We start from the raw sequence: 12918 nt of genomic DNA on the forward strand, positions 1-12918 counted from the left end.
GGAAGCGCTCAAGCCGAGTCGAGAAAGCGAGACCGCCGTGCCGCCGCAGAAGGCCTCCTCCAAGTCCGCCGGTTCCGCCGACGGAGCGGCGCCCGCGAAGCGGGCCTACCAGGTGGAGGCGCTGGCCAAGGGCCTGCGCCTGCTGGGCGTCTTCTCCGAGCAGCGGCCGTCCATGAAGCTGTCGGACATGGCCGCCGAGACGGGGGTGCCGCTCCCGACGGCGTTCCGGATGGCGGCGACCCTGGTGACCGAGGGCTTCCTGGAGCAGCTCCACGACGGGTCGTACCGGCCCGCGCCCAAGGTCCTCACGCTCGGCTTCGCCGCGCTGCGCGGCCTCGACATGGTCCAGCTCGCCGAGGGTCCGCTGCGCCGCCTCGCCGACGCCACCGGTGAGACGGTGAACATGGGCGTCCTCTCCGACGACCGCGTCCTCTATCTCGTCCGGCTCCGCAACACCGACCTCGTCACCGCGAACATCCAGGTCGGCTCGCGGCTCCCGGCGGTGTCCACCTCGATGGGCAAGCTGCTGCTCAGCGGCCTGCCCGACGCCGACCTGGAGGAACGCCTCACCGACGCCTCCTTCGCCGGGGCGGCCGGGCCCAACGCCATCCGGTCGATCGACGACCTGCGGCCCGTGCTCGCCGAGATCCGCGAGCGGGGCTGGGCCGTCCAGGACGAGGAACTCGCCCACGGGCTCCGCTCCGTCGCGGGACCCGTGTACGACGCCGGCGGCCTGGCGGCGGCGGTCAACATCGCCGTGCCCGCCCGCGAGTTCCCCGTCCCCCGCCTGCTGGACGAGCTGCGCCCGCGCCTGCTGGAGACGTGCCGCGAGATCTCCGCCCTGCTCGGCGGCCGCTGAGGCTCCGGGCGGCCGCTGTGCTCGTCCTCTCCGGGGGTCAGACGAGGGTGCGGCCGCCGTCCACGTACAGCACCTGGCCCGTCACGAACGACGCCCGCTCGGACGCCAGGAACAGGACGGCGCCCACCACGTCCTCCGGGGTGCCGAGGCGGCCGGCCGGCACCAGCCCGGTCAGCTCTTCGCGGATGCCCGGCTTGTCCAGGTACTCCCGGGTCAGCTCCGTCTCGGTGTAGCCGGGCGCGACCGCGTTGACGCCGATGCCGTCCGGCGCCCACTCCCGCGCCATGACCTTGACGAGCTGGTCGAGGCCGCCCTTCGTCGCCGCGTAGGGCGCGTGGTGCCGGTGCGCGAGCTTCGAGGAGACGGACGAGAAGAACACCATCCGGCCGCGCCCCGCCTCCCGCATGACCCGGCCCGCGGCGCGTCCGGTCCAGAACGCGCTGGACAGGTTGAGCGCGAGGAGCCGGTCCCACACCTCGTCCGGGATGTCGACCACCGGACGGCGGTCGTTCGTCCCGACCGCGTGCACCAGGACGTCGAGCCCGCCGAGCAGCCCGGCGGCGGTGGCGACGGTCTCGTCGCACGCCTCCGCGGTGGTGAGGTCGGCGCCGACGGTGTGCGCGCCGGCGCCGGCGAGGAGAGGGTCGTCCGCGAGCGCCTTCAGCTTGTGCTCGTCCACGTCCACGACGGCGAGCCGCGCTCCCGCGTCCGCCAGTCCCCGGGCGCAGGCGGCGCCGAGACCCCCGGCGCCGAGGACGAGCGCCCGGGCGCCTTCCAGGCCCAGCCAGTTCACAGAGCCTCCGCTCGGATAACTTTCACTGTATGAAAGCTACTTTTATAACTCCCCGAGAGTACTCCGGTCTGGCTGCGAATGTCCACGTCAGGCGACTGCGCCCGGACTGTTGACAGCGGGGAGAACTGCGATCAAACTCACAGCACCAAGTGATGAAAGTTGATTTCACGCTATGAAAGCTGCTGCGGCGGCCCCGGGGAGGAGCAGGCGATGGAGCGCACGGTGTTCACCGGCGGCCTGGTGTTCGACGGAAGCGGTGCCGAGCCCGTGCCCGGCGAGGTCGTCGTCGACGGCGAGCGGGTCGTCGAGGTGCGTCCCGGCCGGAGCGAGGAGCACCCCGGCGCGCGGGTGATCCGGGTCGACGGCTGCACCGTCATGCCGGGGCTCGTTGAGTCGCACGCCCACCTGACCTTCCCGTCGGCCGTCGGGCACATCGATCCCTCATTCAACCCACCGGTGGACGTCGGCTTCTTCCAGAACGTCCGGGGAATGGAAACCGAGTTGGCGCGGGCCGAGCGCAACGCGGGCATCCTGCTGGACGCGGGCTTCACCTCCGCCTACTCGGCCGGATCGCTCCTGCCGATGCCGACGGAGGTCGTCCTCCGCGACAGGATCAGGGCGGGCCAGGTTCGCGGGCCCCGCCTCCTGGCGGCCAGCGCCGAGCGCGACAACCACCCCGTCCGCCCCGGCGGCCACGTCGTCGCCGACTGGCAGGGCCCCGACTCCTGCCGCGCCTACGTCCGCGAGCACGCCGAGCAGGGATACGACAGCGTCAAGTTCCTGCTCAGCAACGACGACGTGTTCACGCCCGGCGGCTCGCAGATGACCCAATACACCTGGGAGGAGGCGCGGGCGGCCGGGGAGCAGGCGCGCGAGTCCGGCGTCTGGCTCAACTGCCACGCCCAGTCCGCCGAGTCGGTGAAGCTCGCCGTGCGGGCCGGGTTCCGCTCGATCTACCACTGCACCTACGCCGACGACGAGGCGCTCGACCTGCTCGAATCGGTGAAGGACGACGTGTTCGTCTCGCCCGCGCCCGGCATCATCTACGCCAATGTCCACGAGGGCGAGGAGTACGGGATCGACCGCGCGACGGCCGAGCGCATGGGGTCGGTCGCGGCCCTGGAGGGCATGGCCGCGATCTACCCCGAGATCCGCAAGCGCGGCATCCGGGCGCTGCCCGGCGGCGACTACGGCTTCCCCAACAACCCGATCGGCCGCAACGCCCGCGACCTCCAGCTGTTCGTCGAGGTGCTCGGCTACGGCCCGGTCGAGGTCCTCACCGCGGCCACCAGGCACGGCGGCGAACTCATGGGCATGGGGGACGAACTCGGGCTCCTCGCCCCGGGCTACCTGGCCGACCTCCTCGTCGTCCGGGGCAACCCGGCCGAGGACGTCCGGCTGCTCCAGGACCCGGACAACCTCCTCTGGATCGTCCAGGACGGACGTGCGCACAAGCAGCCCCAGGCGGCGCACCCGCACGCCGCCGCCTAGCACCAGCGACATCCGCACTGAGCAGCGAGGGAACGCAATGAACGCGGGAAGCCGGCAGGGCGTCGTCCGCGCCTCGCTCATCAGCGGAGTCATCGGAGCCGCCCTGAGCGCCGCGATGAGCGCGCTGATCAACTACCTCGTGGTCGGCATGCCGACCACCGAGGCCGCGAACGCGGCCAACCACGCGATCTCCGGCCTGGCCAGCGGCTTCATCGCCGGATTCATGGGCGTCCTGATGTACCAGCGCAAGAAGAGCCTCGCCCGCCGCCCCGCGCCTCCGAAGGCCGCCGCCCCCGCCGCGGAGTAGTTCCGCACGTCCGCGCTGGCATGGGTTCACGCCACTTACCGCGACGGACGGTTGAACGCCAGACGTGGCTCGCTGGTGGGTGGGTCAGTCATGTCTGTTGTACAGGTGGAGGGCGAGAGGTGTGCATAGGGCGGTTATCGCGGTGGTTGCTATGAGTGACCAGGTGAGGGATCCGCTGCTGCCGCTTGTGTCGTTCATCAGGGCCCTTGCCGCGGTCGCGACGTGGCTCAGCGGGTTCACGTCCACGACGGCCTGGAGCCAGCCGGGCATGGTCTTCGGTTCGACGAAGATGTTGCTCGCGAACGAGAGCGGCATCAGGACCACGTTGGCGATGCTGATGACGACGGCCGGGTCGCGGACGAGCAGGGCGACCACCGCCCACAGCAGGGACAGGGAGAGTCCCCAGACGACGACCAGGGCCACCGCGGCGAGAACGCCCGGGACGCCGCCGTCCGGCCGGTAGCCCATGAGCAGCCCGAGACCCACCACGGTGGCGGACGCGAACAGGTAGCGGGCGGTGTCGCTGAGCAGGCTGCCGGCCACGAAGGCGCCGCGCCAGACGGGCAGGGAGCGGAAGCGCTCGAAGGCCCCGGTCGTCACGTCCTGGGCGAGGCGGGCGCCGCCGTACATGGTGACGATGGAGATGCTCATGCTGAGGACGCCGGGCAAGAGCATCCGGAGGTACTCATCGGACGAGCCGCTGATGGCGCCGCCGAACAGGTACGTGAACAGCACGGTGAACAGGATCGGGATGGCGATCGACTCCACCAGTTGCTTGGGATCGTGCTTGATCTTGAGCAGTGCCCGCCGGCCGAACGTGGCGGAGGCGGCGAACGCTCCGGGACGGCGGTGCGGTCGGCTCGCGGTCAGCACGAGGTCGAGCGGTTGCGTCTCCGTCGCAGCGGAGCGCGGCACGGCCGTTGGGGCGCTCATACGCGTACATCCTTCGGGTCGGCTGTGCGGCCGGTCAGGGCGAGGAAGGCCTCGTCCAGGCTGGGCTGGCCGAGGGTGACCTCGGCGACGCCTACCTGGGACTCGGCGAGCCGGGTCAGGGCGTGCCCGACCGGCCCGGCCGCGTCCGCCGCGCCTGCCGCGTCCGTCGTGGTGGCCAGCAGTACGGACAGGACGAGCGGGTCGGCGGCGAGATGGACCGTCCCGGTCAGGGCGCCGGCGAGGATCTCGCGCGCCCGCGGGCGCTGCTCGCCGTCGAGGAGCCGGACGTGCAGCGTGTTCGAGCCGACCCGCGCCTTGATCTGGGCGCTGGTGCCCTCGGCGACGATCCGGCCGCGGTCGATGACCGCGATCCGGTCCGCGAGCCGGTCGGCCTCGTCGAGGTACTGGGTGGTGAGCAGGACGGTGGTGCCGGCCGCGGCGATCCGCCGGACCAGCTCCCACACCCCGCTCCGGCTGCGCGGGTCGAGCCCGGTGGTCGGCTCGTCCAGGAACAGCAGGTCGGGGGTCACGATGAGGCCGGCCGCGATGTCCAGCCTGCGGCGCATCCCGCCCGAGTAGCCGCCCACCGGACGGCCGCCCGCGCCGGTCAGCTCGAACCCGGCGAGCAGGTCGTCGGCCCGCCGCCTCGCCCCGGCGCGGGACAGGCCGAGCAGCCGGCCGAAGACGACCAGGTTCTCGTAGCCGGTCAGGTCCTCGTCCAGGGCGGCGAACTGGCCGGTCACCGCCGTCCGGGCCCGGATCGCGTCGCGTTCCCGGACGACGTCGTGCCCGAGGACGCGGGCGGTGCCGCCACCGGGCCGGGTCAGGGTGGCCAGGACGCGGATCGTGGTGGTCTTGCCTGCCCCGTTCGGTCCGAGGAACCCGAACACCTGGCCGCGCCGGACGGTGAGGTCGAGCCCGTCCAGGGCCCGGGTGGCGCCGTAGTGCTTGACGAGACCGCGCGCCTCGATCGCCGGGCCGTCCTCGTTTTTCTTTGACACGTTGTCAGAGTTGTCTATCTTTGACGGCCTGTCAAGGATGGCCGCCGCAGCTTGCTCAACCGGGTTCCGGGGCATCTCGGTGTAGTCGGTTGACCCAGTCGGGGAGCAGGGATTCGTAGGGGGCGTTGGTCCATTCGGCCTTGTCGATGACCTCGAAGAACTGGCGGGTGCCTTGCGGCATACCGGCGTTGGCGGTGCCCGGACGCTCCACGATGGCCTGGCTGGCGGTGAGGCGGCCGGTCGAGCCGTCGATGATCAGCTGCCAGTCCAGGGTCCCGTAGGCGGGACTGGTGGTGCGCATCGCGACCGCGCGGCCGCGGTGTCCGTCGGCGTCGGTGGTGGTGACCATCCGCACGCCCTTCAGGCCGGCCAGCACCCGGTAGGTCGCCGCGCGGACTTTGTCGGGGACCGGGCTGTCGATGAGCAGGAACGAGGCATGGGTGAACAGGTAGGCGTCCGGGTCGCGCAGCCGCTTGTGGTCGAACTTGGTGGCGTAGTTGAGCAGCCAGGCCCGCAGCTTGGCCGGATCGGTGGGCAGCGTGCGGGCGTCCTGGATGCCGAAGTCCAGTTCGCCGCCTTCGCCCGTGGACGGACCGCGCTCCTGCGCCCCCAACGGGCAGTACCCCAGCGGCTCCCCCGACGACGGCGACGGCGGCGGTGCGGTCTGGGTGTCGGGGCAGGGGGTCCTGAAGTCGGTCACGCCGGGTCTGCCGTCGGCGTTCCAGGCCCGCCGATCGGCTGGTCCGACCGGACGGATCTGCGGATCGCCCACCGGCCCCGCTGTCGCCGAATGGTTCTTGCCCAGGCCGTTGTCGGTCCTGGCCGCGACGTTGAACCGGCGTTGCCGCACCTGTAGCACGTATCGGACGCCCGGCCTGGTCGGAGACTCCACGAGCGTGGTGGAGCCGGTGGTGGAGGAGACGAACCACAGCCGTCCCTCCTGCGGCGTTCTGTCTGTGGTGGTGGCCGCCGCCAGCAGGAAGTCGGCCGCCGGTCCGCTGTGCGCGGCCAGCGGCTCGGGGGCGTACAGCGGACGCTGCGTCCAGTGCGGGTAGGCGATGCCGCCGGCGACCGCCACGGCGGCTGTGGCGGCGGCGGCCAGAGTCAGGCCGCGGCGGTGGTTCCGGCGGCGTGGTTGTTGGGCGATGTAGCCGGTCAGGCGCCTGCGCGCGTCCTGGGTCGTCTCGGTGGAGGCGGGTCGTTCCTCGGTGAGCAGCCGGCTCACCATCGTGACCTCGTCCATGTCACTCTCCGTCCGCGAGCGGGTTGATGTCGCCGAGTGCCTGGCGTAGCTGTCTGCGGGCTCTGCTGAGTCGTGAGAAGACGGTGCCGTACTTGATCCCGAGGGCCTGGGCGATCTCGGGGTAGGTCAGGTCGGCCAGCGCGACCAGGAGCAGCACGTCCCGGTCACCGCTGGACAACCCGGCCAGCGCCCGGCCGAGGCGTGCGCCGACGGCCGAGGCCGCCACCTGTGCCTCGACGCGTTCGGCGTGGCCCTCACCGGACGGCTCGTCACCGAGCCGTGCCAGTGCCCGGTAGCGGCGCCTCTCATCGCGGCGGTGCCTGCTGACCAGGCGGGTGGCGATCCCGTACAGCCACGCCCGCGGCGTCCCCTGCTGAGGGTCGAAGGCCGACCGCTTGCGGAACGCGACCAGGAAGACCTCGGCCGCCAGGTCATCGGCCGCGTCCGCGCCCAGCCTGCGATCGATGTAGCGGCGGATCTCGGCGTAGTGCCGGTCGAAGAGCTCGGCGAACCGCTCGGGATGCTCCCTCGACGCCGCGATCAACGCGGCGACGTCGTCCGATAACGGTGGCGGTGGGGGTTCGGGCTCGGCGGGGCGGCGCGCCCGGCTGAAGCTGGAGATGGCGTTCACATCCCTACTCGCCCGAACCCCCGCGACCCCTTCTCGGCCCGTGGACATCCCCGCATGCTGTAAGGCGCGCAGTATGTGTCAGAAGCGTCGCGACGTCCATGCCCGGCGGCGGTTCCTGCGCGAGCACCCCGGGCACGCGCTCGACGTCGGGCCGCTGCCCGCCGATTGATCTCCTCCAAGCGCCCGCACCCTCCGGCACGCCAGTATGGACACTTCCCGAGCACAGGAGAGGCTCATGGGCAAGGTGGTCATGTACGGCACGGTTTCGGTGGACGGCTTCATCGCCGACGAGAAGGACCAGGTAGGCCCGCTGTTCGAGTGGCTGTCCAGCGGTGATGTCGCGTTGGACGAGGCCGGGCCGTTGAAGGTGTCGCAGGCGTCCCACGACTACATCCGGCCCTACTGGGACGAGATCGCGGTGACGGTCGTCGGCCGCCACGTCTTCGACATGACCGACGGCTGGGGCGGCACTCCCCCGTCCGGGGTGGACCACATGGTCGTCGTGTCCCACCGGCCGATGCCCGAGGACTGGAACCAGGAGGCGCCCTTCCACTTCGCCGACGGCATCGAGGCCGCCATGGCGAAGGCGCAGGAGCTCGCGGGCGACCGCACGGTCGAGGTCGCCGCGGGCGACGTCGGCGGCCAGATGCTGGCCGCCGGGTTCGTCGACGAGGTCGCCATGGACGTCGCGCCCGTGGTGCTCGGCTCCGGCAAGCGCTACTTCGGGCCGGTCAGCGCCCAGCACCTCCTGGAGGACCCCGACGTGGTGATCCAAGGCGTCCGCGTGCTGCACCTGCGCTACCGAGTGCGCCGATGACAGCCGATGCGGCGGCACTGCCCCGGCCCGCGATGGACGCGCAGGAGCGGCTCACCACTGCGCAGAGGGCGAGCAGAGCCAGCGCGAGCCGAGTCCGCGCCCGTCATGGGTAGGTCCTGCGCGCCACGATCCGGCCATGGCGCCCGAGCGCGGTGACCTCGCGCACCCGTCCGCGGGAGGCCTCGACCCAGGTGCCGAACCAGCGTGCGCCCTCGGCCCCGATCGGACGGCTGAGCGGCAATCCGAAGGACTGGCCGTCCGCCAGGGTCAGGCGGACCCGCGCCACGTCCGCGCCGACGGCACCCTCGACGAACCGGCCGTCCGCCTCGGCCGTACCGGCGAGGGCCATGCCCTGGCGCGGCACGTCCAGCCCGGCGCTTCCGCCGCCGATCACGCGTCCCCTGCCGTCGCGACCGCGCTCGGTGAGGGAGTAGGCCCCCGGACGGCCGAGCGGCTTGGCGAAGACGGCCCACATCGTCTGCGCGTCGCGGCCCGAGGCGACCAGCCGTTCGCCGGGCCCGGCCAGCCGCTCCGGCGGGTACCGGGAGATCGAGGAGCGCAGCGCCTCCAGGCCACCGCCCGAGACGGGGCGCAGACTCGCTATCAGCGCGTCCACCTCGGAGTCGGGGATCCCCTGCGCGGTCACGGTGACGATGGCGCCGTTCTCCCGCCAGGCCCGGGTCAGCGTCCGGGTATGACCGACCGGATACACCACCGAACCCGCCATTCCGGCGTCCCCACGGATTCGCGTCGGCCGGCCGAACGTCATCATGCGGGCGAGCGTCTCGACCCGCTCGTCGCCGCGCATGGTCCGCACCGTCAGCCATCGGCGCGGTCCGGACGTCCAGCGCTGGGTGATCCCGGCCCCGAACGACACATCGGCATTGTTGAGACCCATCGGAACCTCCGCGATCGGACGAAGTCCCGCGGCCATTCCGGATGGTGCGATGCGCAGATGCTTCTTGTCGATGGCATCGGCCGCCGAGCGGATCTGTCGTTCGGTGAGCCCTTTGCCGACCACGCCATAATGCGGCGGGTCAGCGCCTTCATCGGCGGTGCCGGTCCATCCGATCCAAGCGATATCGCCTTGCCCGCCTGAGTGGCCTTCGCCGAATCGGCGGATCCGCACCGTGCGCGTCCCCTCCGGTAACTCGCCGTCATATTGGCGGGTCAGCGCCAGCACCCGTCCAGCGAAGGGATCGCGGCGGCCCGGCTCCGCGTACACGACCACACGGCCGCTCACCGGGGCCGTCGGCCATAACCACTCCAGAAACAGCCCAGACGGCTTGGACGGTGCCAAGACTTTCGACACCGACCCAGCGGTCACCGACGGCACTGGTGTGGCATCGCGCGGCCGATCGGCACATCCGGCGAACACGATGACGGGCGCGGCGGTGACAGCGACGCAGACAGCCGCCCTCCGGCATCGCCGAGCCATGATCGCGATCCTGGCACACATCCGCCCAAAAGGGCGTCGGTGCCTTTGCAGTCGGGCCTCGGACGGCTTCAACGTCGGCCCGGGGCCCCCGGCCATCGCAGGTCGGGGTTGCCGCGCGCGGCCCACACCGTCAGCGCGGCGAGCAGCGCGGAGGCCGCCTCCACGGCGCGCGGCGCGGTCTTGACGAGGGTGAGTGTCGTGGGTGCCCGCTGCCCAGCTCCCAGCCTCTGACATGCGATCGGCCGTATGTTTTGTTCGGGCCTTGTGGCAGGATGGCTTCCATGAGTGGGCGGATCCAGCACGCGGGCTCGGACGGGGCGGTCGCGCAGGCGAAGCCGCCCGCCGAGAGGGAGGGACGGCCTGACCAGCGGCTGGTGCGGGGGGCACGGTCCCGGCGCGTGATCGCCCGGCGTGCCGTGGACATCGCCTCGCTGGAGGGACTGAGCGGGCTCAGCTTCGGCCGCCTGGCCGCCGAGCTCGACATCAGCAAGAGCAACATCCAGACGCTGTTCCGGTCTAAGGAAAACCTCCAGTTGGCTGCCGTGGAAGCGGCGCGCGAGGCTTTTCTGGACGCGGTCGTCCGTCCGGCCAAGAGCGCTCCCCGGGGTGCCGACCGCCTGCGCGCGCTGGTCGAGCACTGGATCGTCTACGCCGAGACGCCGCTGTTCCCGGGCGGGTGCTTCCGGGTCGCCAACCTCGTCGACTTCGACAGCCGCCCCGGTCGGGTCCGTGACGAGCTCAAGCGCGACCAGCAGGACTGGGTCGGCCTGATCGCTCACCATCTGCGGGTCGCCGCCGGCGCCGGGCAGATCGCCGATCTTGACGCGGACCTGGCCGCCTTCCAGATCGACGCGGTCCTGTGCGCGGCCAACACCGCGATGCGCCTCGGTGACGCCGGCGCCGTCGACAAGGTCCACCGCGTGATCGACGGCTTCCTTCGCCCACCGCAGACTTCCTGAGCGACGCCGCCCCGGCCCGCACCGCGCGCTAGACCCTTGCCAGGGCCGCCTCGATGAGCTGAACCGCTCCGCCCTTGTCTTCCCTGCGGCATTGAGGTGCAGGTCACCTCGCCGCCGAGTGCAGCCGACTCGTCCTGCCGCGAGCGCGCACGCCACTCGTCCAGTTATGCGTCCGGGGCACCAAGGAGGCACTTGATAAAAGCATACGATCGACCGTATGTTTTTCTCCATGACGTCGACCGCCTTCACCGAGGCCACCGATCCGTTCTGCCTGGCTCAGGCGGATGCCGTGGCGATGCTGTCCGGAGCCCCGTGGAGCAGGTTCGCCGTGATCGGCGACAGCCTGTCGGCCGGCACCGGCGACCCGACCCCGGGCTATCGAGACCAGGGCTGGTCGGACCGGGTCGCCGACGTCCTACGGCGCGTCCGGCCGGAGCTGGAGTACCTCAACGTCTCCGAGATCGGGGCGACCACCGCTCAGACGCTCCAGAACCAGGCGTCCCGCATGGTCGACTTCGCCCCGGACCTGCTCCACCTGCCGTGCGGCGCCAACGACATCGTGCGCCGCAGGCCCGACTTCGGCGAGATAGAGCGCACCCTCCGGCGCATGTACGACGTGGCCGCGGAAACCGGCGCCTTGCTGACCACCTTCACACTCGGCCGGGCGTACGTCGTTCCGGTCTTCCCTGACTGGACGGAGCGGATCGTCACGCTGAACGAGATCGTGCGCGGGCTCGCCGCCGAATACGACGCCCTCGTGGTGGACATGTGGGACCACCCGATCAACGACCGCGACGACCTGGTCAGTGCCGACCGCATTCACTTCTCGACCTCGGGCCAGGCGGTCATGGCGGCCGAGGTGGTCAAGAAGCTGGCCGTTTCCCTGGGACGCACCGCATCGGCGCAATCACCGCCCCGCGCTTGACCGTCCTGCGACGCCGCCAGCCCATTTGGGAGGTTCTCTCGTGACAGACAGTCAGTTATCAGCTGACCATTCGATGGCGGCCGAAGAGGCTGGCACCATCCCGTGGATAGCGATCTCGGTCGTCCTGTCCGCTCTGTTCATGGCGGTTCTCGACTCGTTCATCGTCGTGGTCGCGGACCCCTCGATCGCGGTGGATCTCCATGCCTCCGCCGGTGATGTCCAGTGGGTCCTCGCGGGTTATCAGCTGAGTTACGCGGTCTTCATCATCACCGCCACCCGCTTGGCCGACCTGTACGGCCGCAGGCGAATCTTCCTCTTCGGAGTGGTTCTCTTCACCCTGTCGTCGATCGTTTGCGCGTTGTCGCCGAACGCGGGCACGCTCATCGCCGCGCGCGTCGTCCAGGGGCTCGGAGCTGCCCTGATGGTCCCGCAGGTGTTCGCGTACGTCACGGTGCTGGTGCCTGCGGCGAGGCGGCACAGCGTCTACGGCGTGCTCGGCGTCGTCATAGGGATGGCCACCATCGGCGGACAGGTCATCGGCGGGCTGCTGATCGGCGCCGACCTGTTCGGCTCCGGCTGGCGGCTGGTGTTCTGGGTGAACGTGCCAATCGGAATCGCCATGTTCCTGCTCGCAATGCGATACGTGCCGAGGACGAGCGCGACCGCCACCCGCAAGCTGGACATGCCCGGAGTCCTGGTGCTCAGTGCGGCCCTTTTCCTTCTGGTACTGCCGCTCATTCAGGGGCAGCAAGCGGGCTGGCCGACGTGGGTCTGGGCCTGCTTCGCGGGCAGCGTGGTCGCCTTCGGGTCATTCGTCGCGATCGAACGGGGCCTGGAACGGCGAGGCGGGGATCCCTTGATACCGCTGGCCTTGTTCAGGCAGCGCTCGTTCTCGCTCGGGATCATTCTCGTCCTCACCCTGTACGCGCTGATCTACTCGTACTACCTGGCCTTGTCGGTGACGATGCAGCAGGGCCTCGACATGTCGGCGCTCGGCGCGGGCCTTGTCTACACGCCGGCCGCCATCACCTTCTTCGTCTTCAGCATGGTCGCGAGCCGCCTGATCCCGCGCCATGGACGGCGGGTCCTCGAATTCGGGGCGATCACCCTGGCGAGCGGCTACCTGGCGACCGGCCTGCTGCTGGTCTCCGGCCCGCGGATCACTCCGCTGCTCGTGATCCCCACCCTCGTCCTGCAGAGCGTCGGCGGCGGACTGGTCATCACGCAGGCGTTCAACACGGTGCTGAGCCGCGTCAGGCCGGAGTCGGCCGGTGTCGCGTCGGGCGCCCTGTCCACGGCCCAGCAGTGCGGCGGGGCGCTCGGCGTCGCCGTGATCGGAGCGATCTACTTCGCCTGGTTCGATCCCGCGTCCACAGTGGACGGCAGGGTCGCCGCCGCCGGTGACGCCTTCGCCGCCGCGTCCTTCGGGACGTTCGTCATCGCCGTCATGGCGGGCGTGATCGTCTTCCTCCTGCCGAAGTGGCCGTCACCCCAGCCGAGCACCGGCGAGGGCAGGTGAAT

At 70.9% G+C, this 12918-nt stretch carries 13 protein-coding genes; 7 read left to right on the top strand and 6 right to left on the bottom strand.

The genetic code is table 11. From position 1 onward, the window contains the following. The first annotated feature begins 37 nt into the window (after positions 1-37). Complete coding sequence (locus E1300_RS08655) at positions 38-859, top strand: IclR family transcriptional regulator (RefSeq protein WP_131756354.1); 822 nt, start codon at positions 38-40, stop codon at positions 857-859. 37 nt (positions 860-896) lie between these two features. Here the strand turns inward: E1300_RS08655 and E1300_RS08660 are convergent, their stop codons facing one another. Further along, positions 897-1652 (bottom strand): SDR family NAD(P)-dependent oxidoreductase, encoded by a 756-nt coding sequence (locus tag E1300_RS08660; RefSeq protein WP_207399560.1) that lies wholly within the window; start codon positions 1650-1652, stop codon positions 897-899. A 210-nt stretch (positions 1653-1862) separates the two neighbouring features. Between E1300_RS08660 and E1300_RS08665 the strand changes: the two genes are divergently transcribed. Continuing rightward, a complete protein-coding gene (locus tag E1300_RS08665) occupies positions 1863-3143 on the top strand; it encodes an amidohydrolase family protein (RefSeq protein WP_131756355.1) in 1281 nt (426 codons plus the stop codon). 37 nt (positions 3144-3180) lie between these two features. Continuing rightward, positions 3181-3450 carry a hypothetical protein gene (locus E1300_RS08670; protein ID WP_131756356.1) on the top strand — a complete coding sequence of 90 codons (270 nt, stop codon included), beginning with the start codon at positions 3181-3183 and terminating at the stop codon, positions 3448-3450. Between the two features lie 84 nt (positions 3451-3534). Here the strand turns inward: E1300_RS08670 and E1300_RS08675 are convergent, their stop codons facing one another. Genes E1300_RS08675 through E1300_RS08690 form a run of 4 tightly spaced genes read right to left on the bottom strand, consistent with a single transcriptional unit; the run spans position 3535 to position 7258 of the window. Then, a complete protein-coding gene (locus E1300_RS08675; protein WP_131756357.1) occupies positions 3535-4383 on the bottom strand; it encodes an ABC transporter permease in 849 nt (282 codons plus the stop codon). Next, on the bottom strand, positions 4380-5384 hold the full coding sequence (locus E1300_RS08680; RefSeq protein WP_242619022.1) for an ATP-binding cassette domain-containing protein: 1005 nt from the start codon (positions 5382-5384) through the stop codon (positions 4380-4382). The genes E1300_RS08675 and E1300_RS08680 overlap by 4 nt, the downstream gene beginning before the upstream one ends. Before the next feature lie 55 nt (positions 5385-5439). After that, entirely contained in the window at positions 5440-6627 is a 1188-nt protein-coding gene (locus tag E1300_RS08685; RefSeq protein WP_131756359.1) for a CU044_5270 family protein, read from the bottom strand. 1 nt (position 6628) lies between these two features. Next, positions 6629-7258: an RNA polymerase sigma factor gene (locus E1300_RS08690; protein WP_306440644.1), complete on the bottom strand. Its 630-nt coding sequence runs from the start codon at positions 7256-7258 to the stop codon at positions 6629-6631. Positions 7259-7493: 235 nt separating this feature from the next. Here E1300_RS08690 and E1300_RS08695 point away from each other — a divergent pair, with 235 nt between their 5' ends. Next, positions 7494-8075 carry a dihydrofolate reductase family protein gene (locus E1300_RS08695; RefSeq protein ID WP_131756361.1) on the top strand — a complete coding sequence of 194 codons (582 nt, stop codon included), beginning with the start codon at positions 7494-7496 and terminating at the stop codon, positions 8073-8075. A gap of 103 nt (positions 8076-8178) precedes the next feature. On the opposite strand, the gene E1300_RS08700 is transcribed toward E1300_RS08695, so the two are convergent. Continuing rightward, complete coding sequence (locus E1300_RS08700) at positions 8179-9306, bottom strand: hypothetical protein (RefSeq protein ID WP_131756362.1); 1128 nt, start codon at positions 9304-9306, stop codon at positions 8179-8181. 605 nt (positions 9307-9911) lie between these two features. On the opposite strand from E1300_RS08700, the gene E1300_RS08705 reads away from it, so the two are divergent. The 3 genes from E1300_RS08705 to E1300_RS08715 all read left to right on the top strand — a co-directional run bounded on the left by E1300_RS08705 (position 9912) and on the right by E1300_RS08715 (position 12916). Further along, complete coding sequence (locus tag E1300_RS08705; protein WP_207399561.1) at positions 9912-10472, top strand: TetR/AcrR family transcriptional regulator; 561 nt, start codon at positions 9912-9914, stop codon at positions 10470-10472. A 229-nt stretch (positions 10473-10701) separates the two neighbouring features. Next, positions 10702-11397 carry an SGNH/GDSL hydrolase family protein gene (locus tag E1300_RS08710; RefSeq protein WP_131756364.1) on the top strand — a complete coding sequence of 232 codons (696 nt, stop codon included), beginning with the start codon at positions 10702-10704 and terminating at the stop codon, positions 11395-11397. A 73-nt stretch (positions 11398-11470) separates the two neighbouring features. Further along, on the top strand, positions 11471-12916 hold the full coding sequence (locus tag E1300_RS08715) for an MFS transporter (protein ID WP_131756365.1): 1446 nt from the start codon (positions 11471-11473) through the stop codon (positions 12914-12916). Positions 12917-12918: the final 2 nt, after the last annotated feature.

The organism is Actinomadura fibrosa (assembly GCF_900659615.1).
Lineage (GTDB): Bacteria > Actinomycetota > Actinomycetes > Streptosporangiales > Streptosporangiaceae > Spirillospora > Spirillospora fibrosa.